Origin of the sequence: Ferrovum sp. PN-J185 (assembly GCF_001581925.1) — a bacterium.
Classification (GTDB): Bacteria; Pseudomonadota; Gammaproteobacteria; order Burkholderiales; family Ferrovaceae; genus PN-J185.
In genome coordinates this window covers 241,343-261,406 of the sequence record NZ_LQZA01000001.1, presented here as the reverse complement: position 1 = coordinate 261,406, position 20,064 = coordinate 241,343, and the positions used below count along the sequence as shown (strand labels likewise).

The 20,064-nt window shown below is 39.6% G+C and carries 17 protein-coding genes; 2 read left to right on the top strand and 15 right to left on the bottom strand.

What is annotated here, in order from left to right; genetic code table 11:
* Positions 1–8: 8 nt before the first annotated feature.
* The 10 genes from FV185_RS01285 to rpsB are packed head-to-tail and all read right to left on the bottom strand — an operon-like array spanning position 9 to position 9,983.
* The gene (locus tag FV185_RS01285) at positions 9–509 is read right to left on the bottom strand and encodes an OmpH family outer membrane protein (RefSeq protein WP_067492806.1); all 501 of its coding nucleotides are present in this window, start codon (positions 507–509) and stop codon (positions 9–11) included.
* A 12-nt stretch (positions 510–521) separates the two neighbouring features.
* A complete protein-coding gene (bamA, locus tag FV185_RS01280; RefSeq protein ID WP_067492804.1) occupies positions 522–2,816 on the bottom strand; it encodes an outer membrane protein assembly factor BamA in 2,295 nt (764 codons plus the stop codon).
* Between the two features lie 9 nt (positions 2,817–2,825).
* Positions 2,826–4,193: an RIP metalloprotease RseP gene (gene rseP, locus FV185_RS01275; RefSeq protein ID WP_067492802.1), complete on the bottom strand. Its 1,368-nt coding sequence runs from the start codon at positions 4,191–4,193 to the stop codon at positions 2,826–2,828.
* A gap of 5 nt (positions 4,194–4,198) precedes the next feature.
* Entirely contained in the window at positions 4,199–5,380 is a 1,182-nt protein-coding gene (ispC, locus tag FV185_RS01270; protein ID WP_067492800.1) for a 1-deoxy-D-xylulose-5-phosphate reductoisomerase, read from the bottom strand.
* Between the two features lies 1 nt (position 5,381).
* The gene (locus FV185_RS01265; protein ID WP_067492798.1) at positions 5,382–6,203 is read right to left on the bottom strand and encodes a phosphatidate cytidylyltransferase; all 822 of its coding nucleotides are present in this window, start codon (positions 6,201–6,203) and stop codon (positions 5,382–5,384) included.
* A gap of 9 nt (positions 6,204–6,212) precedes the next feature.
* A complete protein-coding gene (uppS, locus tag FV185_RS01260) occupies positions 6,213–6,995 on the bottom strand; it encodes a polyprenyl diphosphate synthase (protein WP_067492796.1) in 783 nt (260 codons plus the stop codon).
* Between the two features lie 26 nt (positions 6,996–7,021).
* A complete protein-coding gene (frr, locus tag FV185_RS01255; RefSeq protein WP_067492794.1) occupies positions 7,022–7,579 on the bottom strand; it encodes a ribosome recycling factor in 558 nt (185 codons plus the stop codon).
* Positions 7,580–7,594: 15 nt separating this feature from the next.
* A complete protein-coding gene (pyrH, locus tag FV185_RS01250; protein WP_067492792.1) occupies positions 7,595–8,311 on the bottom strand; it encodes a UMP kinase in 717 nt (238 codons plus the stop codon).
* A 2-nt stretch (positions 8,312–8,313) separates the two neighbouring features.
* Positions 8,314–9,201, bottom strand: coding sequence for a translation elongation factor Ts (gene tsf, locus FV185_RS01245; RefSeq protein ID WP_067492790.1), 888 nt, complete (start codon positions 9,199–9,201; stop codon positions 8,314–8,316).
* Positions 9,202–9,242: 41 nt separating this feature from the next.
* Positions 9,243–9,983 carry a 30S ribosomal protein S2 gene (gene rpsB, locus FV185_RS01240; RefSeq protein WP_067492788.1) on the bottom strand — a complete coding sequence of 247 codons (741 nt, stop codon included), beginning with the start codon at positions 9,981–9,983 and terminating at the stop codon, positions 9,243–9,245.
* A 247-nt stretch (positions 9,984–10,230) separates the two neighbouring features.
* Between rpsB and map the strand changes: the two genes are divergently transcribed.
* Complete coding sequence (map, locus tag FV185_RS01235; protein ID WP_067492786.1) at positions 10,231–11,025, top strand: type I methionyl aminopeptidase; 795 nt, start codon at positions 10,231–10,233, stop codon at positions 11,023–11,025.
* Entirely contained in the window at positions 11,022–13,583 is a 2,562-nt protein-coding gene (locus tag FV185_RS01230; protein ID WP_082786970.1) for a [protein-PII] uridylyltransferase, read from the top strand. The genes map and FV185_RS01230 overlap by 4 nt, the downstream gene beginning before the upstream one ends.
* 58 nt (positions 13,584–13,641) lie before the next feature.
* On the opposite strand, the gene FV185_RS01225 is transcribed toward FV185_RS01230, so the two are convergent.
* From FV185_RS01225 to FV185_RS01205, 5 genes are all read right to left on the bottom strand, one after another.
* Positions 13,642–15,468 carry a DUF5666 domain-containing protein gene (locus FV185_RS01225; protein WP_067492784.1) on the bottom strand — a complete coding sequence of 609 codons (1,827 nt, stop codon included), beginning with the start codon at positions 15,466–15,468 and terminating at the stop codon, positions 13,642–13,644.
* 100 nt (positions 15,469–15,568) lie between these two features.
* Entirely contained in the window at positions 15,569–16,096 is a 528-nt protein-coding gene (def, locus tag FV185_RS01220) for a peptide deformylase (RefSeq protein WP_067492782.1), read from the bottom strand.
* Complete coding sequence (gene galU / locus FV185_RS01215) at positions 16,086–16,964, bottom strand: UTP--glucose-1-phosphate uridylyltransferase GalU (protein ID WP_067494160.1); 879 nt, start codon at positions 16,962–16,964, stop codon at positions 16,086–16,088. Before galU ends, def begins: the two co-directional genes overlap by 11 nt.
* Entirely contained in the window at positions 16,951–18,978 is a 2,028-nt protein-coding gene (gene ligA / locus FV185_RS01210) for an NAD-dependent DNA ligase LigA (protein ID WP_067492780.1), read from the bottom strand. The genes galU and ligA overlap by 14 nt, the downstream gene beginning before the upstream one ends.
* Positions 18,978–20,054: a cell division protein ZipA C-terminal FtsZ-binding domain-containing protein gene (locus tag FV185_RS01205; RefSeq protein ID WP_067492778.1), complete on the bottom strand. Its 1,077-nt coding sequence runs from the start codon at positions 20,052–20,054 to the stop codon at positions 18,978–18,980. The genes ligA and FV185_RS01205 overlap by 1 nt, the downstream gene beginning before the upstream one ends.
* Positions 20,055–20,064: the final 10 nt, after the last annotated feature.

Genomic DNA, 20,064 nt, shown 5'->3' with positions numbered 1-20,064 from the left:
CAGATTACCTATTGTTTATCGGCTAAAGACTTTAATACTTTGTCAGTAATATCAATAGTTGGGCTAGCATAAATAACATCAGATATGATCAAGTCATACTTTTCTGATACGGCTATCTGACGAATAACTTGGTTTGCTCTTTCTTGAATACCAGCTAATTCTTCATTACGGCGGGTATTTAAGTCTTCACGAAACTCTCTTTGCTTGCGTTGGAATTCGCGATTTAAGTCAGCTAACTCTCGTTGTTTTGCATTACGATCAGACTCAGACATGGTCATGCCATCACGATCTAGCGATGTTTGTAGGTCTCGAGCTTGTTTTCCTAAACGTTGTAAATCTGCATCACGCGCAGCAAACTCTTTTTCGAGCTTTTTAGTTGCTTTTTGAGCAGGGGCAGCTTCACGGAAAATACGCTCGATGTTAATCCAGCCAATTTTTACGTTATCCGCATACACTGCTGGAATCGCAGATAAAAGCACCATTGCTAAAACTAGTCTTAAGAATTTCATATCAGTACTCTCTTAAAATGTTGAACCTAACTGAAACTGTAATCGCTCAATATTATCATAGGGTTGGGTTTTAAAGGGAAATGCATAGCTAAATTGTAACGGCCCCATTGGTGAATACCAATTTAACCCCACACCATAAGAATAACGGAATTGACTGGTTGAAATAGGTTGGTTCTGCGCAAAAACATTACCACCATCCAAGAATGTGCTTAAACGGAAGGATCGATCGTTAGATAACCCTGGGAACGGGAAATAAAACTCTAAGCTTCCGGTAGCAAGCTTGGCACCGCCTAAGTTATAAATATTACCGTAAATATCCTGTGCTTGAGGCCCCATACTAAATGGATAATAACCACGAACTGAATTAGGACCACCAGCAAAGAAGTTTTTAAAGAAGGCTAAGGGTTGGCCACCGTAACCATTGGCATAACCCAAATGTGATGAAGCTGAAAAGGTAATATCCTTATTAAACGTGGGATGAAGCCACTGATCATCAGCGGTAGCCTTATAGTATTTCAAGTCGGCACCAGGCAACCCTACTTCTAGGCGATAACGCTGATTGGCCCCTCTTGTTGGGTAGAGAATACTGTCTCGGGTATCTTTAGTGAAGCCAATGTCACTTTTAATTGTTCTAGCCAAATCACCAAACTGATTGACGAATCCCAAATATTGCAGCGGGCTACCTGTATACACATTGACACTGGTTGTTTCCACACCAAAACCAAATGTATATGCGTTAGTTTCACTTAATGGTACAGTCCAATGCGTATCAGCACCGAGCGTATTAGTACTGTACGGGCTAACGCCAATTAAAGATGTTGTATCTAACGACTGATCATAGATACTATAAGATCGTCCAATGCCGTCCTCAGTCCAGTAGGGATTGAAATAAGTTAGCGACACATTACGGCTGACTAGACCAGTGTTTAAAGCAAGCGTTAATGAGTTACCTGTTCCAAATAAGTTATTTTGACTAATACTTCCACTCAAAATAATTTTTTGTACTTGTGAGTAACCTGCACCCAATTGAATAGAACCTGTTTGCTGCTCAACCACAGTAAAATTAACATCAACCTGATCTGTGGTACCGGGAACGGGTTTTGTATCTACAGTAACCTCTTTAAAAAAGCCCAATCGATCAATACGCTCTTTTGATCGATTGATTTTTGCAATTGAGTACCAGCTTCCTTCAAGTTGGCGAACCTCACGACGTATTACTTCATCTCGAGTTTTTGCGTTACCATAAATATTAACGTGTCGCACATAAACACGACGGCCTGGATCAACCACAAAAGTGAAAGAGGCCGTTTGATTGTCTTTGTTAACTTGTGGGTTAGCATTGATATTAGCAAAAGAATAGCCTTCGTTAGCCAAGCGATCTGTCATAGCCTTAATGGATTCAGTGACCTTTTGTCGAGAAAAAATCTCACCTTTTTTAATTTCAATGAGTTTTTCTAACTCTTTTCTTGGTACAACGAAACGTCCAGCCATCTTAACGTCTGAAACGGTATAGCGTTTTCCTTCAGAAATAACAATAGTGATATAAATACCAAGCTTATCTGGAGAAATAGAAACTTGCGTTGAAAGAATAGCAAACTCTAGGTAACCACGGTCTTCATAAAAGCTTTTTAATGTTTCCAAGTCACCACTGAGCTTTTGTTTTGAGTACTGGTCGTTTTTGGTATACCAACTAATCCAATCGTGAGTTGAGAGTTTAAGCTGATCTAATAATTCTTTTTCTTTAAATGCTTTTACGCCAATAATATTAATAGATTTAATTTCAGAGGAATCCCCTTCTACGATATTTAAGGTAATTGCCACACGATTGCGATCCATAGGCGTAACAGTTGCTATCACCTGCGCGGCATAATGCCCTTTACTTAAATATTGTCTTTTTAACTCTTTTTCAGCTTTATCAAGGATTGACTTATCATAGATGCGCCCTTCAACCAAGCCAATTGACTTCAAAGCTTCTTTGAGTTGGTCCTTCGGAAATTCTTTTGATCCATTAATTTCCAACTTGGCGATAGCTGGACGTTCATGAACTTTTACAACCAGTACATCATGATCTTCCTCGAGCACTACATCTGAGAAAAACCCCGTTCCGTAAAGTGCTTTAAGTGCTTCGGAAGCCTTTTCATCGGTTACTTTGTCGCCAACTTTAATGGGCAAGTAGGTAAATATTGTACCCACTTCAATACGTTGTGCCCCCTCCACCCTAATATCCTTAATAACAAAGGAATTTAAAGCAAAAGCAGCCAAGCTAAATGAGCACAACAACAGTGCAGAAAGTAATCGTTTGATCATGAAATCAGGTTAATTAGTTAACAATCTATGTATATCGTTATATAAGGCAAATACCATTAATGCAGTCAGTAACACGAGACCAATTCTTTGAGTAAAAGCGACCACAGAATCGGAAACAGGACTCCCTTTTAATAATTCCACTACATAATACAACAAATAACCGCCATCTAATACCGGAATTGGAAGTAAATTCAATGCGCCAAGACTGATACTAATTAATGCCACAAAAGACAAAAAGGGAATAATTCCTAATTTAGCGGTCTCTCCAGCAAATCCTGCAATTTGAACTGGCCCACCTATACTCTTCCAAGAGGCCTTACCAACTAACATCATGGCAAAACTTTTAAAAGTTAAAGCCGTTACATTCCAGGTTTTATCAACAGACTTCATCACGGCTACACCCAAAGGATAGCGTACTGTTACCTTTAGTTTGTTTACTAGAGCGCTATCGCGCTGTGGCATCACACCTATACGACCAATTAATTTGCCATCATTGCTTTTTACTGACTCGGGAGTTAATTGAAGTGGTAGCAACTGCCCCGAACGCTCAACCTTGAGAGATACAGTGTGACCCGGTTGAGATTGAATGATTTTGACTAATGCTTGCCAATCCTCAACTTTCTCTTGATTAACCGAAATAACCCTATCTCCCTCTTTTAGATTGGCTTTTGCAGCGGGACTATCAGGTAAGATTTTTCCAACCACAGGCGCCATAGGAGGATTCCAAGGTAATACTCCAATATCTTTAATGAGATCCTGATCTGCGTGCGCCATATCAAATCCAAAAAGATCTAACTTTTTAAAAGCCACATGCCCCGCATCATCTTGCGTTTGTAAGTTAACTTGTTGTTCACTAAGTATTTTCTCAACTAATAAGGGTTCCAGATCGTTCCAGCTTGAGACGGGCTTGTTATCTACAGCAACAATAAGCTCTCCCCCTTTCAATCCAGCCGCATCAGCGATAGTTCCTTTGGCAGGCTGGTCTATGAAAGGACGCATTCCTGGAATGCCAATCATATTTAGGATAGTAAACAACAAAATGGCTAATATAAAGTTAGCCAAGGGGCCTGCACTGACTATAGCAAAACGTTTACCAAGAGTTTGATTATTAAAAGCGCGATGTAATTCATTATGAGCAACTGGTGCCTCACGTTCATCAAGCATTTTCACATAACCACCTAAAGGCAATATACCTAAAGCCCATTCGGTCTTATCAGGCCCAATCCGTTTCTGCCAGATAGGCTTACCAAAGCCAATGGAAAAACGTAATACTTTCACTCCAGCACGCTTAGCCACATAGTAATGGCCAAACTCATGAACTGTAATTAAAACGAGTAGCGTAAAAAGAAAAGCCGCTAGTGTTTCAATAATCCCCATATACTTTACACCTCATTTTTTTCAATAACAGTATAAGTTAAGACTCTGGCTTGTTGGTCTGCTGCTAACACCACATCTAACGAGTCCACTGAGTTAATTGTCATCTGATTCAATACTGCCTCAATAACGTCGGTTATTTGATTAAAACGAATGCGTCTATTTAAAAAGCTTTCAACAGCCACCTCATTTGCAGCATTTAAAATTGTACTGGCTGTTCCACCTGTTTTCACAACTTCATAAGCCAAACGAATAACTGGGAAACGATCTAAATTAACTGCTTCAAATTGCAAGCTTCCCACCTTAGCGAGATCTAAAGTAGGGACACCTGATTTAATTCTATCTGGATAAGCTAATGCATGCGCAATCGGAGTTCGCATATCGGGACATCCTAATTGAGCGATAACTGAGCCATCTCTATAGGCTACCATAGAGTGAATAATGCTTTGCGGATGAATCAGTACCTCGATTTGAGATGGGCTTGCATTAAATAACCAACATGCTTCAATTAATTCCAAAGCTTTATTCATCATCGTAGCAGAATCAACCGATATTTTTTTACCCATACTCCAGTTTGGATGCTTGCATGCTTGCTCTGGAGTGATATCTGCTAACTCATTTAATTGGTTATGTAAAAAAGGACCGCCTGAAGCTGTTAAGATGATTTTTTCGACGCCAGATTCAGTAAGCCCTCTTTGATGGTTTATTGGTAAAGATTGAAATATCGCATTGTGCTCACTGTCTACGGGAAGAAGGATTGCTTGACTGAGTTTTACGGCATCGATTAATAATTGCCCCGACACAACTAAAGACTCTTTATTGGCTAACAATATTCTTTTACCACGTGATGCTGCTGCAAGAGTGGGTTTAAGACCCGCTATCCCCACTATAGCAGCCATTACTGTATCAACAGAGTGGTTTGCTGCAACCTCTTCTAACGCATCAATACCAAATAATAATTGCGTTTGTTGGTCTTTGAATCGCTGAATTAACTCTTCATTTACATCAACATTAACTAACACCGCATAGGCAGGTTTAAACTCTTTACATTGCTCAAGTAACAATTCGCTATTACTAAAAGCCGTTAATGCATATACCCTGTATTTTTCAGGGTACATGGCAATGACTTGCAAAGTACTACAGCCTATGGATCCAGTTGACCCTAATATTGTAATGTGTTGCTGTGTCATATTATCTGACTAAACTCTCAGTCCATATTGCCATGACTGGCAACGTAGCAATCAAGGCATCGATTCTATCTAAAACGCCACCGTGGCCCGGCAAAATAAAACCACTGTCTTTAACACCTACGCAACGTTTTAACCATGACTCAAACAAGTCACCTTGAATACCCAGTATAGCTATAACTATTAGTAACGTATAAAAATTAAATTGATGATTTTTAATCCAACCAATCAAAGGAAGCTCGGTCCATGGCCAAAAAAATTGTAAAAAAATACCATATAAACAGACCATCACTAATGCACCCGTCACACCCTCCCAGGTTTTCCCTGGGCTAATACTTGGTGCTAATTTATGTTTACCGATTGCTTTACCAGTAAAATATGCAGCACTATCAGATAACCAAATAATAATTAATAGTAATAACAATTGAATTGCTCCTGATTGTTTAATCACAGCCAGTGAGAACATAGTTGAAAACAATAACAACCAACCTAGCAGAGCGTGCCCCCATTTATTCTCTATGTGCCAGAGATTTTTGAGCCAGAGAGGCGCCACTATTAACCAAAATAAGATAGCAAGAATATTTAATACGAAGGGGATATGACTGTGCGCAAACAGAATTTCAATCACAGCATAACAAACTGCTGTTAACAACAAATAAGAGTAGGTTTCTAACCGGCTAAAACGTCCAAGCTGAGCCCATTCCCAAAAACTGAATAAGGCAATAATAGCCACAATCACGTGCCACTGATTTGCAGTTGTATAAAACAACGCCCATCCCATGCCCAACAACAAGAAAAAGGCAGTGACAAGACGCTGTTTTAACATATAGATTAATTATATGGCCGCAGAAATACTTGGCCAGCTTGATTGAGACACTTGCTCGCTGGTTCTACCGAAGCGTCTCTCCCTTGACTGATAGGATAGTATTGCTTCTTTAAGACTGTCTTCATCAAAGTCAGGCCATAAAGTATCTGTGAAATATAATTCCGTGTAGGCTAATTGCCATAATAAGAAATTACTTATACGTTTTTCCCCACCTGTACGAATAAACAAATCAGGCTCAGGAATATTCCCCATAGATAAATAGGGAGTCAAATCGCTCTCAGAAATATCTTGTTCAATCTTTTCGGGACACTCTCTCATAAGCCTATTAAAGGCCTGCAAAACATCCCATCTTCCGCCGTAATTTGCCGCGATAGTGAGGGTTAATTGAGTGTTTTTTTCAGTTAATTGTTCAGAAGAACGAATTAACTCTTGTAACGGCGTATCAAATTGAGAAACATCACCTACTACACGTAGGCGAATATTGTGACGATGTAATCGGTTGATTTCTTTTTTTAATACAGTTAAAAACAACTGCATCAACATAGATACTTCATCTGCCGGACGGCGCCAGTTCTCACTACTAAAGGCAAACAAAGTAACATAAGGAATACCAAGATCAATTGCAGATTTAACTAATGAACGAACAGAATCTGTTCCACGTCTATGCCCTGCAATTCTTGGTAATAATTTTTTTCTAGCCCAACGACCATTGCCATCCATGATAACAGCAATATGCTGAGGAATTGAACCAACCTCAGGAATTGCTAAGGTAGAGCTGTTCGTATTACTCATGGCAAGTCCTCAGGTTGATAGTTCAGTTAAACAGCCATTAATTCAGCTTCTTTGGTAACCAATAATTTATCAACTTCTGCTATAAATTTATCAGTTAATTTTTGTATATCATCCTGTGCTTTACGGTCTTCATCTTCTGAAATAGATTTAGCCTTAAGCAAATCTTTCAATTGACCAATTGCATCTCGTCTAATATTTCTAACAGCAACTCGCGCATTTTCTGCCTCAGATTTAACGACTTTAGTTAAATCCCTGCGTCTTTCTTCTGTTAAAGCAGGCATAGGAACGCGGATTAGATCTCCTTGACTGGCTGGATTTAAGCCCAAATCAGACTCTCTAATTGCTTTTTCAATGGCAGACAACAAATTTTTCTCATAAGGAGAAACACCAATTGTTCGCGCATCAATTAAGTTCACATTAGCCACTTGATTAACAGGGGTAGGATTACCGTAATAATCAACCATAACATGGTCTAATATTCCCGCATGGGCTCGACCAGTTCTCACTTTAGACAAGTCAGTTTTCAGTGTTTCAACAGACTTTGCCATTTTTTGTTCAGCAGTTTTTTTTACGTCAGCAATCATTCCACTGGCTCCAATTTAATTCCTAACAAAGGTTCCTTCAGGCTCACCCATAACCACCCGTTTTAGAGCTCCTTCTTTGAAGATACTAAATACACACAGAGGCATATTTTGATCACGACATAAGGTCAATGCAGTAGCATCCATAACCTGTAGATTATTGACAATCGCTTCTTCAAAAGTTAAGGATTCATAACGTTTGGCTTCAGGATTTTTCACTGGATCAGCAGTGTAAATACCATCAACTTTAGTGGCCTTTAAAACAACATCTACATTCATTTCCATGCCGCGAAGAGCCGCTGCAGTATCAGTGGTAAAAAAAGGGTTACCAGTTCCAGCTGCAAAAATAACGACGCGACCGTCCTCTAGGTAACGCAATGCTTTACCACGAATATAAGGCTCTGCAACTTGATCCACATGAAGAGCTGACTGAACTCGGCTGACCAGACCAACTCGCTTCATTGCATCTTGAAGCGCTAAAGCATTCATTACCGTGGCAAGCATACCCATGTAGTCAGCTGTAGCGCGATCCATACCTTCAGCACCCAAAGCAACACCTCTAAAGATATTGCCCCCACCAATAACCACGGCAAGCTCGACGCCTAAGCGTTGAACTTCCGCTAATTGAGCGACAATCCGATCAATGGTCGCTCGATTAATCCCGTATGCATCCGACCCCATCAAGGCTTCACCTGATAGTTTTACTAATATTCGTTTGTATACGGGTTGGGTCATGGTTAAGCCATCGCAGCGCCAGCAGCAGCAGCTACTTCAGCCGCAAAGTCTTCACTTTTTTTCTCAATACCTTCACCAACCACATACATGGTGAAACTATGAACTCGGGCTTTTTTGGCAGCCAATAATTTTTCCACGGTCTGATCTGGATCTTTAACAAAAGGTTGTCCCATTAAGGTTACCTCAGCCAAATATTTTGCAATTCTTCCATCCACCATCTTAGCGATAATATCAGCTGGTTTACCAGATTCAGCTGCCTGAGCAGTATAAATCTCACGCTCTTTAGTTAAGATTTCCGCAGGCACTTCGTCCTTAGAAACACAAATTGGTTTACTTGCAGCAATATGCATAGCCAAGTCTTTACCTAAAGCATCATCTCCACCCTCAACGTCAATCATGACACCAATTTTTGCACCATGAAGATATTGAGAAAGACGACCCTTCGCATTAAAGCGCGCAAAACGACGAATAGTTACATTCTCGCCTAATTTCATAACCAAAGCTTTTCTTGATTCCTCAAGAATTTCACCGGCTGAAGTTTTGCATTGACCCAAGGTCTCTACATCAGCAACTTGAGAGTTGGCGGCACATTCTGCAGCCATTTTTGCAAAAGAAACGAAATCTTCATTTTTACCAACAAAGTCAGTCTCGCAATTAACTTCAACCATTACACCGAGATTGCCTTCTGCATTTACGTAAGTTGCAACCACGCCTTCAGCAGCGATTCGGCCAGCTGCTTTACTGGCTTTTGCACCACTACGTATTCTTAATAAATCTTCGGCAGCCTTTAAGTCACCATTAGATTCTGTGAGAGCCTTTTTACATTCCATCATGCCAAGACCAGTTAACTCACGTAACTCTTTCACTAAACTTGCGGTAATTTCCGCCATTTTCAAACTCCTTAAAGCTTTATCTTAATTAGACAACACTATTACTCTTGTGTAGGCTCAACAACTTCTTCGTACTCTTCGCCTTTGACGATTTCGGAAATACTTGCAGAACGACCTTCCAAGATAGCATCAGCAACACCACGAGCATACAAACGAATAGCACGCGTTGAGTCATCATTACCAGGAATCACGTAGTCAACCCCTTCGGTAGAGTTATTGGTATCAACCACACCGATAATTGGAATACCTAACTTACGAGCTTCAACAATAGCATTTTTCTGGTAACCCACGTCGATTACAAACATAGCATCAGGAATACCTTGCATGTCTTTGAAACCACCAAGACTGCGTTCCAATTTTTCCAATTCACGTTGATAGTTCAATGCTTCTTTTTTTGGTAACTTTTCTAAAGTACCATCGGTTGTCATTGTTGTTAATTCGTTGAGACGTTTAATTGACTGTTTAACAGTTTTAAAATTGGTTAACATACCACCAAGCCAACGGTGATCAACGAACGGCGAGTTGCTGCGTAAAGCCTCTTCGCGAACGATTTCTCTTGCTTGACGTTTAGTTCCAACAAACAAAACGGTACCTTTGTTATTTGCCACCTGACGGATAAACTTCATGGCTTCTTGGTACATCGGCAACGTTTTTTCTAAATTAATAATATGGATTTTATTACGATGACCAAAGATGTAAGGGGCCATCTTGGGATTCCAAAAACGGGTTTGATGCCCAAAGTGAACACCAGCTTCTAACATTTGACGCATTGTAACTGACATAAAAACACTCCTTAGTGTGAGGGTTGAGCCTCTGCCGATTAGCTAACTTTTTAAAAAAGCACCCTAACAATATATCGGCATGAGTCGTTTTAAAATAGAATCGTATGTAACGAATTCTCCAGCTTCTATCTTAAAGTCTTTCATAGACCTTTTAATAAAAGCTCTTAATTTTAGCATTTTTAAGGGTTGTTTTCAAGGAACGTACCCTAAAATGCTATAATGCAAATAAATATCATTAGGTCATTCCATGAAAATTCATATTAAAAATACACAAGAAATCGCAGCAATGCGTGTTGCTGGGCGCTTAGCCAGCGAAGTCCTTGATTTTATTACCCCTTATGTTAAACCGGGCGTTACTACAGAAGAGCTTGATAGGTTATGCCATGACTACATGGTAAATATTCAACAGACTATTCCAGCGCCACTTAATTATTGCCCTCCGGGTTACACACCTTATCCAAAATCGATTTGTACTTCGGTTAACCACCAAGTCTGTCATGGTATTCCAGGTAGTAAAACTCTTAAAAATGGCGATATTGTTAATCTTGATATTACCGTGATTAAGGATGGCTTCCACGGAGATACCAGTAGAATGTTTGTGGTTGGTGAAGGTAGTAAACAAGCAACAAGACTCTGCCAAATCACGTTTGAATCTATGTGGATTGGTATTGAACAAGTTAAGCCTGAGGCCTTTTTAGGTGACATAGGTTTTGCTATTCAGTCCTATGCAGAAAATGCAGGTTATAGTGTTGTTAGGGAGTTTTGCGGACATGGTATTGGTAAAGAATTTCATGAGGACCCCCAAGTTTTACACTATGGAAGGAAAGGAACTGGTATAAAACTTCGTCCTGGTATGATTTTCACCATTGAACCAATGATTAACGCAGGCAAGAAAGAAATTAGACAATTAGCTGACGGTTGGACTATTGTTACTGCCGATCACAGTTTGTCTGCACAGTGGGAACACACGGTTCTTGTCACTGAAACAGGTTATGAAGTATTGACACAATCTGAAGGATGTCCATCTCGTCCTACATTATGATCAACATTGATATAAAAACAATTCGTCAACATTTACTTGAACAACGAGAAAAATTAAAAACTCAGTATTACCAAAAACCCAATCCAAATTGGTTACTCAATAAGTGGACGGGGGTTGTTGATGATGTATTAACCAAAATATGGAAAGAGTTTGATTTTAATGACAAAATCAGTCTCATTGCTGTTGGTGGCTATGGGAGAGCGGAGTTATTTCCTTTCTCAGATATAGATTTACTAATATTAATTGATAAAGAGTTATCAACTGAATGCTTAACAAAAATTGAGTCATTAATTGGGTTATTCTGGGATATTGGTCTTGAAGTTGGGCATAGCGTAAGAACCCTTGATGAATGTCTTGAAGTAGCACAAGAAGATATTACTATTGCAACAACCCTTATTGATTCGCGTTTGGTTATTGGTCAACCAAACCACTTGGAAGGACTGAGAAAAGGTTTGTTCCATACTTTGGATTTAAATCAATTTATCCTAGGTAAAATTAAAGAGCAAAAAGATCGTCATCACAAACACAATGATACCGCTTTTAATTTAGAGCCTCATATAAAAGAAAGTCCAGGAGGGATTAGAGATCTGCACACCATTATTTGGTTGTCTTGGGGTGCAGGGTATGGCAATACGTGGCAAGACTTAGTCACAGCAGGTATTTTATTTGAACAAGAAATAACCAAAATAAAATCTTTAATTAAATATCTTGCAAACTTACGAATACGTTTACATTATCTTGCTAAAAGACGTGAAGACAGATTGCTGTTTGATTATCAAAACCAATTAGCAAATGAATTAGGATTTAAAGACAAAGAAAATCATCGCGCAAGCGAAATGATGATGCAGCAATACTATCAAACAGCTAAGTCGGTCTTATTAATTAACACTATTATTATTGAACAAGTCAAAGCGCAATTTTCCAAAACGCAAGAAACAGAAAAACAACAACGACTTTCTGATCATTTTATTCGCCAAGATGACTTACTCGGAACCACACCAGAAAACTTATTCAGTACTCAGCCTGATTTGATTTTTGACGGTTTTTTAATGCTACAAAAGTATCCCAAATTAAGAGGGTTTACTCCAACAGCTATTCGTGATTTGTGGCGTGCGCAAAAGTTAATTGATCACCAATTTCGTATAAACCCTCACAATCAAGAGGTGTTTATGGACATACTTAGGCAACCACTAAGGACTGCTGAAGTATTAAAAAGAATGAATTATTTCGGGATTTTAGGGCGCTATATCCCCTCCTTCGGTAAAATCGAAGGGCAAATGCAACATGACTTATTTCATGTTTACACAGTTGATGAACACATTCTGCGGGTATTAACTAACTTAAGACGATTCGCAGTACCTCAGTATGATCATGAGTTTCCATTTTGTTCAATTTTAATGCGTCAATTTGATCGTGTTGATCTACTCTATATTGCTGCTCTATTTCATGATATTGCCAAAGGCAGAGGTGGAGACCATTCTCTTCTAGGCTGTGAGGATGCACAAGAATTTTGTACTACGCATGGTTTATCAAAATACGATACAAACTTTGTATCTTGGTTGGTTGAGAGCCATTTACGTATGTCTTCCGTAGCGCAAAAACAAGATTTATCTGATCCTGAAGTCATTGAGAAATTTGCTTTAAGCGTAAAAGACAAACGACATTTAACTGCCTTGTATCTACTTACAGTAGCAGATGTTAGGGGAACCAGCCCTAAAGTATGGAATGCATGGAAAGCCAAATTACTAGAAGACTTATATCGACTCACTGAACGTTACTTTGATGGCCATCAAACTGATATTGATACCGAGATTGAAGAGAAAAAGCAACGTGTTCTAAATACCTTAAAGCATTACGGGTTATTAGATTCATCACAAATTAAATTATGGCGGATAGTGGATCCGTTTTATTTCCAACGCTATGATGAAAAAGAGATCACTTGGCACGCAAGATCGCTACAAGGAGTTATTGACTCTACTAAACCCATTGTCAAAGCAAGACTTTCCCCTCTTGGAGAGGGTATTCAGGTTCTCATTTACTCCCCTGATCAAACAGCTTTATTTGCAAGAATTTGTGGTTATTTTGAAAAAATCTCTTACACCATTCAAGAGGCAAAAATTCATACTTCGCTTAATGGTTATGCTTTAGATACATTTCAAATAGTTCATAAAAGTGAAGAGAATGATCATTACCGTCATGTAATTAAACGTATTGAAGAAGAATTGCAAACTAGGTTAATCCAACAATCCTCTCTAGAAGAACCGCTGAACTCTAGAATATCAAGACATTTGCAACATTTCCCCATAGAAGTGATGGTTCATTTTGGTGATAGAGAAAGACACCATGATCGCTCACTCACTATCGTTGCTGGAGATCGTCCTGGACTATTGTATAGAATTGCGCGTGTATTAGTTGGTCATCGTATCAATTTAAAGAGTGCACGTATCAATACATTAGGAGAACGTGTTGAGGACGTATTTATTTTGGACGACACTGGTCTTGAACAAACGGGACAACGTGAAAATATCCGCAATGAACTAATACAGGCCTTATCATAAAAAGAGCCTAGAAAATACAACTTCTAGGCTCTATATACTGATATTTTACTAATAATTATTAATTATCAAAACCTCGGAAACCTATATTGCCACCGCCATGATCACCGCTTTCTCCAAGGTGAGTGTTGGCGTTATTTTGCATAGTTCCCTGTTGAACCACTGCTAATACACCTGTTGCAATATTAGTATTCACCTCACTGGCATTAGTAGTATTAACTGCACCAACAGCAGTAACATAATCGCCGGCATTAATACTTAACGAACTAGAGGTAGTTGGTGAGTTATTTACTAAAATAGTAGTTGTGGCTGAACCAAAATCAACAGTTACTCCTTGGACCACAATAGGAGTAAGACCTACTGCACTAGTTCCTGTTGTAGCCAAACCTGAAACACTCACAAATCCTGTTGTAGGTGCTTTGATAACACTGATACCTGTGGCGCGACGGATTGATGATGCATCTAAATAAGTTGAAATCACAGTGTATACAGTAGGACTAGATGTGGCTGTAGCCAAAGAGGCCAAATAAGATGAGAAATTAGTAATATTAAATGCAGCAAAAGTCGTCGCTGTACGATCAGCAATTTCAGTATTACAGTCAACTACTACTGGTTGCCCTAAAATTGTTACTGTGTAAGCGGGTAAAGACGCTGCACAATTAGTGGCTGCTGTAGCACCACTGGTAATAGCTGCTACGGTAATTGGTGCAGTAAAAATTGTTCTGGATAGTGTTGAGGAGAGTTCAGACTGAACTGCAGAAGCAACAATTGATCCATTTGCGTTAACTGTACCCGTAAACTCTACTTTCGCTCCCACTGTAGGAAAGTTTGTTGTTAACTGACTTCCATCAATAGTAATACCACGTACAACAAAATTTGTACCAGATACCAGTGAAACAGTGCCCTCAATTTCCACGGTTTGACCAACTTGTAGTGTTGAACCACCTGGATTAATTGCACTCGTTCCAGTAAATGCGCTCACTACATTCGGTACGAATGTATTTGTTCCTATTACAGGCTGGGTAATTCCGCGCGCTGAGATCATAGCACCATTGGGAATGGTAGAGCACACTGATGTCACGCTATTAATCGTACAAGTTGCGCTAGCCAAATTAATGGTTTCATTGCCAACAGTATAAATACCATTTGCTAAGCTCACTGCCCCTGACACTTTAAATGGATAAAGTTCTGTGCTCACACCATTATCTGTAGTGAAAGGTTGTGTAAATACAGTATTAGTTTCATCCCAAGCACTCACCATCGTAGCCACAATTTGTGCCATGGAGGATCCTGACTGTGCATAAGAATAACCATAAACAATCACATAGGTTCCAACAACGTTACCACTTGTACTCTGTAAGTTGCTTTGTCCTGTAACAGGAACACATGATGTGATACCTGTTGTACAAGCTCGTTTATCTGTAAAAGACGTACTTGAAGTAATCTGAATAGTTTGCCCCATTACTGTAATTGTTCCTGCTGTCATGTCACTGGCATCAACATAGCCGCGTACCAAAGGCGTAATTCTTACTTCTTTTGCAACGGGCACCGCCACAGTACTGTTCGTGGCTGAATTCACTGCCACAGTCATTCCGACCACAGGTGAAAGTAGTCCGCTACTCAATAGCGCGGAATTGAGTGAGCTGTTAACAATACCGGTATCCGCATCCACTATATTCGCTGACGAAGTATCAAACTCATGTCCGTTAACAAACACACTGCCCAGCGCTGTAACTGTTCCATTTGAGACTGTCGCAGTTGATTGTAATGAGGTTGGTGTAGCAGAACTTGAGGTTCCTCCCCCTCCTCCGCCACCGCAGGAAACCAATCCTATTAAAGACAAAAATACAATAATTCCCGTCCATCTCTTTTGCGTTAAAAACCCCATGATTGCTCTCCCTTAGGTAGTATGCCATAAATGGGAATTTTACCCATTTTTTAAAAGAGTGCAAGAAATATTTAATGGTTTTTTAAAAAAACCATTAAAATCAATCGTCTGGAGTATTTATACCGAGCTCTTGAGAGAAGCCGAAGGAGTTAAAGTCACGTATTCTCGAAGGATAGAGCACGCCATCAAGATGGTCGCACTCATGCTGAACAACACGCGCATGAAATCCTGATACGGTACGGTCTATGATGTTTCCGTGCTCATCGCTCCCTTGGTAACGTATCACTGTATAGCGAGGTACACGACCTCTTAATCCAGGAACAGATAAGCATCCTTCCCAATCTTCCTCTAATTCTTCTGTTAAAGGTGTGATAATTGGATTAATTAACACAGTTAGCGGCACTTCCTCTGCATCTGGATAACGCGCGTTGTGTTTTACCCCGAAAATAACCACACGTAAACTGACTCCTATTTGAGGTGCTGCAAGCCCTGCTCCATCCAAATAGGCCATCGTATCAAACATATCCTCTAATAAAGACATGAGTGCTGGGGTATTAAATTGGTCTACAGATTTAGCCACCTGTCGCAACAGTGGATGCCCCATTCTTAAAACAGGTTTAATTGCCATACGACCCTTCGTGTAATTTCAACCATTCTAGAAATTGTTGTCCTACCTCATGATGCCTTACACCAAAAGCGATTGTTGCTTTTAAGTATCCCAATTTACTACCGCAATCGTAACGGACGCCATCAAAAGGTAAAGCCAATACATCTTGATCTTTTAATAATCGTGCAATGCCGTCTGTTAGTTGAATTTCACCACCGCTACCAGGCTGAGTTTGTCTCAAATAATCAAAGATTTCTGGGGTTAACAAATAACGACCTACCACACCTAAAGTAGAAGGAGCTTTATCAGGTTCAGGTTTCTCGACAATTTCAATAATTTTTTGAAGTGTATTTTTTTCTTGAGTAGCAACAATCCCGTACTGTTTGGTCTCTTCGCGAGCCACTTGCTGAACCCCCAACACGGATGAACCCGTTTCATTATACAAATCAACCATTTGCTTTAATACTGGCTTTTTAGCATCAATTAGGTCATCGGCCAATAAAATAGCAAAAGGCTCATCACCAACTAGGGGCTCTGCGCATAAAATAGCGTGTCCTAACCCTAAGGCTTCAGGCTGACGAACATACACACAACTTACATTCTTAGGTAGCAACCCTCTGACGTTCTCAAGTAGTTTCGTTTTGCCGCGTTGTTCAAGTTCGGCTTCTAATTCGTAAGCTTTATCAAAATGATCTTCAATAGCTCTTTTGCCCCGACCTGTAACAAAAATCAGCTCAGTAATTCCTGCAGCCACTGCTTCCTCAGCAGCGTATTGAATCAAAGGCTTATCAACAACCGGCAACATTTCCTTAGGGCTGGCTTTAGTGGCTGGTAAAAAACGACTCCCTAATCCAGCCACAGGAAATACAGCTTTTCTAATTGGTTTCATATTTTTCATGTCCTGTCTTAATTAATTCCAAGAACTCATCTTCATTGAGTATTTTAATTCCTAATTCAATTGCCTTGTCTAATTTACTTCCCGCTTCAGTACCCGCCACTACAAAATGGGTTTTACCAGACACACTGGATGACACCTTACCACCAATCTCTTCAATTTTAAGTTTTGCTTCATCACGGCTTAAGTGCGGAAGCGTGCCAGTTAATACGAATGTTTTTCCAGAACAAGAGTGGCTTTGAATGGTCACAATATGTGGCCAATGTATACCTGCTTGTAGTAACTTGTTAATCACATCACGATTATGTTCTTCTGCAAAGAAATCAACTATTGATTCTGCAATCACTGGACCAACGTCTTTTACAGCCAACAATTGTTCTTGATTGGCTGCCATTAATGACTTTATATCACCAAAATAATTAGCTAAATCTTTTGCTGTTGCCTCTCCTACGTTTCGTATTCCTAAGGCAAAAATAAAGCGAGGCAAAGTGGTTTGTTTGCTTTTCTCAATGGCGTCCATTAAGTTATCAATTGATTTATCACCAAACAAAGGTAATTCTTTTAATGCATCTCGAGAAAGATAATAAATATCAGCAGGAGTAGTTAATATTCCCAAATCCACAAACTGATCAACTCTTTTGTCACCCAAACCCTCAATATTCATGGCTCGTCGATGACAAAAGTGAACAATAGATTGTTTTCTTTGGGCAGGACAATATAATCCACCGCTACATCTTAATACTGCTTCATCCTGTTGACGAAATACGCTACTGCCACAAACAGGGCAATGCGTTGGCATGATGAAAGTCGTCACTCCAGCAGGTCGTTTCTCAAAAATCACGCCCACCACTTCGGGTATCACATCTCCTGCACGCCTTACCCAAACACTGTCCCCTACTCGAACATCTTTTCTTTTTAATTCATCTTCATTGTGTAAGGTAGCATTGGTGACCGTTACCCCACCTACAAATACTGGCTTGAGACGCGCTACAGGGGTTAATGCTCCCGTTCTACCCACTTGCACATCTATTCCAACAACTTCAGTTACTGCTTCTTCTGCTGGAAACTTATGCGCTAGGGCAAACCGAGGCGCTCTTGAAACAAACCCTAATTGCTGTTGTTGAATAAAATCATTTACCTTATACACCACACCATCAATTTGATACGGTAATGTTGGCCTTAATACATTTAATTTCTCAAAGTAACCGATCAGTCCTTCTACGCCAACAACCACATCTCTAATATCACAAACGGGAAAACGCATGGAAGCAAGCCAATCCATTAAGGATGAATGAGTGATAGGATGATCTCTACCTTCCAATACACCCAAACCATAGGCGAAAAATGATAGTTTTCGTTGTGCGGTAAGGGTGGAGTCTAATTGACGTAAAGCACCTGCTGCTGCATTACGTGGGTTAGCAAAAAGCTTTTCTCCTTTCTCACGCTGCGTCTCGTTAAGCTGGTCAAAATCCTCTTTAAACATCAATACTTCACCGCGTACCTCAAGTATCGAGGGAGGATTATTAGTAAATAATCTTAAAGGAATAGAGCGTATAGTTTTCAAGTTGAGAGTAACATCCTCTCCCCGCTCACCATCACCACGTGTACTTCCTTGCGTTAACAATCCGTTTTCATAAATCAAACTAACAGCCAAACCGTCGAATTTTGGCTCACAAGCGTAGTAAACCTGATCTCTACTCAACCCTTCACGTACACGACGATCAAAATTACATACATCTTCTTCACTAAATCCGTTATTTAATGACAACATAGGAAGACGATGGACTATTTCTGTAAACCCTTCCTTAGGACTTGCACCCACTCTCTGTGTCGGGGAGTCTGGAGTCAGATACTGCGGGTAAGCTCTCTCAAGCTCAGTGAGTTCGCTAAATAATCGGTCATATTCAGCATCAGGAACAGAGGGATGATCTTGAACATAATATTGATAGTTGTACAACTCAATGAGTTGTCTAAGCTCTTTAAGCTTTATTTCAATGTCATTTACCATTACATTGCAAACAATTTTTTAGCTATAGACTGCCCAGGAATTATTCCAAATTCATTCATGCTTAGATGAATTCTATCCATCTGTTTTTTAATACTTTCAATCTGTTTTATACCTAATGGTTTTAGATTATCATCCACCACCACGCCACCAAAGTTTGCAACCAACTCATTAGCACATGTGAATGCATCAGTTATTGCTTCTGATACATCATTGATTTGCGGTATATCAATAATCAACGTTAACCCTTTTACAAGAGTAGGATCATTTTCAATATTCAATATTGGACGTTGATCTTTATCACCCAGACTATACAGTTCCTGGTGAGCTGAATTGAATGAATGAAATAATCCATCATCACCTAACTCCAATCCTTTTTCATGCACAAAGGTTTTAATATTCTGCATAACAATGCTCGCATTTTCACTAAACAATACGTTCATGCCAATCATAATATCCACTTTGGCGCAAAACTCTTCAACTTGTTTTGCTCGCTCAAATAACTCTTTGTCTTTACTTGATTTAATGGATAATCTCAAACGCGAAGCGAACTGAGATAATACCGTCATCACTTCTTGCCAGCGCGTTTCTATTAACGGTCCTGATCGACTAGATACCGGCATAATGACTCTCAAATAACGATAGGACTGAGATCCATCAAATTTTTCCACATCAATCCATAGTTTTGATTCAGTCTCGTATATTTGCCAATGAACGTTACCATATAACCCTTTCAACTTACTAAGTTCATCGACTAACTCACGGTATTGAATATCCTCGTTCGAGGAAAACAATACTGACCACTCAAATCGAGTGTTAATATCGTCATCTTGTTTTATCCCGTCTCCCTCTTGATTCACTTTAGTACCAGAAAAGGTAGAAGCATTGTCGTCATTAATAATTCTAATACTAGGTTCTACCAATCCATCCTCAAACTCGTTTGCTTGACTACTTTGTTGAGCTCTATTGGTTTGCTCAAGTTTTTTTCGATGACGATATTCTTGAATGCGGCCCGCAAAAAGAAATACCATGACCAAAATAACTCCTGCGATAATTAAGTCGATTTGTAAAGCAGTCATGATTTATCCT

What these genes read in the sequence shown, in the direction of transcription:
- FV185_RS01285 (WP_067492806.1), bottom strand. Translation starts at nt 509, where the DNA reads ATGAAATTCTTAAGACTAGTTTTAGCAATGGTGCTTTTATCTGCGATT.
- bamA (WP_067492804.1), bottom strand. Translation starts at nt 2,816, where the DNA reads ATGATCAAACGATTACTTTCTGCACTGTTGTTGTGCTCATTTAGCTTG.
- rseP (WP_067492802.1), bottom strand. Translation starts at nt 4,193, where the DNA reads ATGGGGATTATTGAAACACTAGCGGCTTTTCTTTTTACGCTACTCGTT.
- ispC (WP_067492800.1), bottom strand. Translation starts at nt 5,380, where the DNA reads ATGACACAGCAACACATTACAATATTAGGGTCAACTGGATCCATAGGC.
- FV185_RS01265 (WP_067492798.1), bottom strand. Translation starts at nt 6,203, where the DNA reads ATGTTAAAACAGCGTCTTGTCACTGCCTTTTTCTTGTTGTTGGGCATG.
- uppS (WP_067492796.1), bottom strand. Translation starts at nt 6,995, where the DNA reads ATGAGTAATACGAACAGCTCTACCTTAGCAATTCCTGAGGTTGGTTCA.
- frr (WP_067492794.1), bottom strand. Translation starts at nt 7,579, where the DNA reads ATGATTGCTGACGTAAAAAAAACTGCTGAACAAAAAATGGCAAAGTCT.
- pyrH (WP_067492792.1), bottom strand. Translation starts at nt 8,311, where the DNA reads ATGACCCAACCCGTATACAAACGAATATTAGTAAAACTATCAGGTGAA.
- tsf (WP_067492790.1), bottom strand. Translation starts at nt 9,201, where the DNA reads ATGGCGGAAATTACCGCAAGTTTAGTGAAAGAGTTACGTGAGTTAACT.
- rpsB (WP_067492788.1), bottom strand. Translation starts at nt 9,983, where the DNA reads ATGTCAGTTACAATGCGTCAAATGTTAGAAGCTGGTGTTCACTTTGGG.
- map (WP_067492786.1), top strand. Translation starts at nt 10,231, where the DNA reads ATGAAAATTCATATTAAAAATACACAAGAAATCGCAGCAATGCGTGTT.
- FV185_RS01230 (WP_082786970.1), top strand. Translation starts at nt 11,022, where the DNA reads ATGATCAACATTGATATAAAAACAATTCGTCAACATTTACTTGAACAA.
- FV185_RS01225 (WP_067492784.1), bottom strand. Translation starts at nt 15,468, where the DNA reads ATGGGGTTTTTAACGCAAAAGAGATGGACGGGAATTATTGTATTTTTG.
- def (WP_067492782.1), bottom strand. Translation starts at nt 16,096, where the DNA reads ATGGCAATTAAACCTGTTTTAAGAATGGGGCATCCACTGTTGCGACAG.
- galU (WP_067494160.1), bottom strand. Translation starts at nt 16,964, where the DNA reads ATGAAACCAATTAGAAAAGCTGTATTTCCTGTGGCTGGATTAGGGAGT.
- ligA (WP_067492780.1), bottom strand. Translation starts at nt 18,978, where the DNA reads ATGGTAAATGACATTGAAATAAAGCTTAAAGAGCTTAGACAACTCATT.
- FV185_RS01205 (WP_067492778.1), bottom strand. Translation starts at nt 20,054, where the DNA reads ATGACTGCTTTACAAATCGACTTAATTATCGCAGGAGTTATTTTGGTC.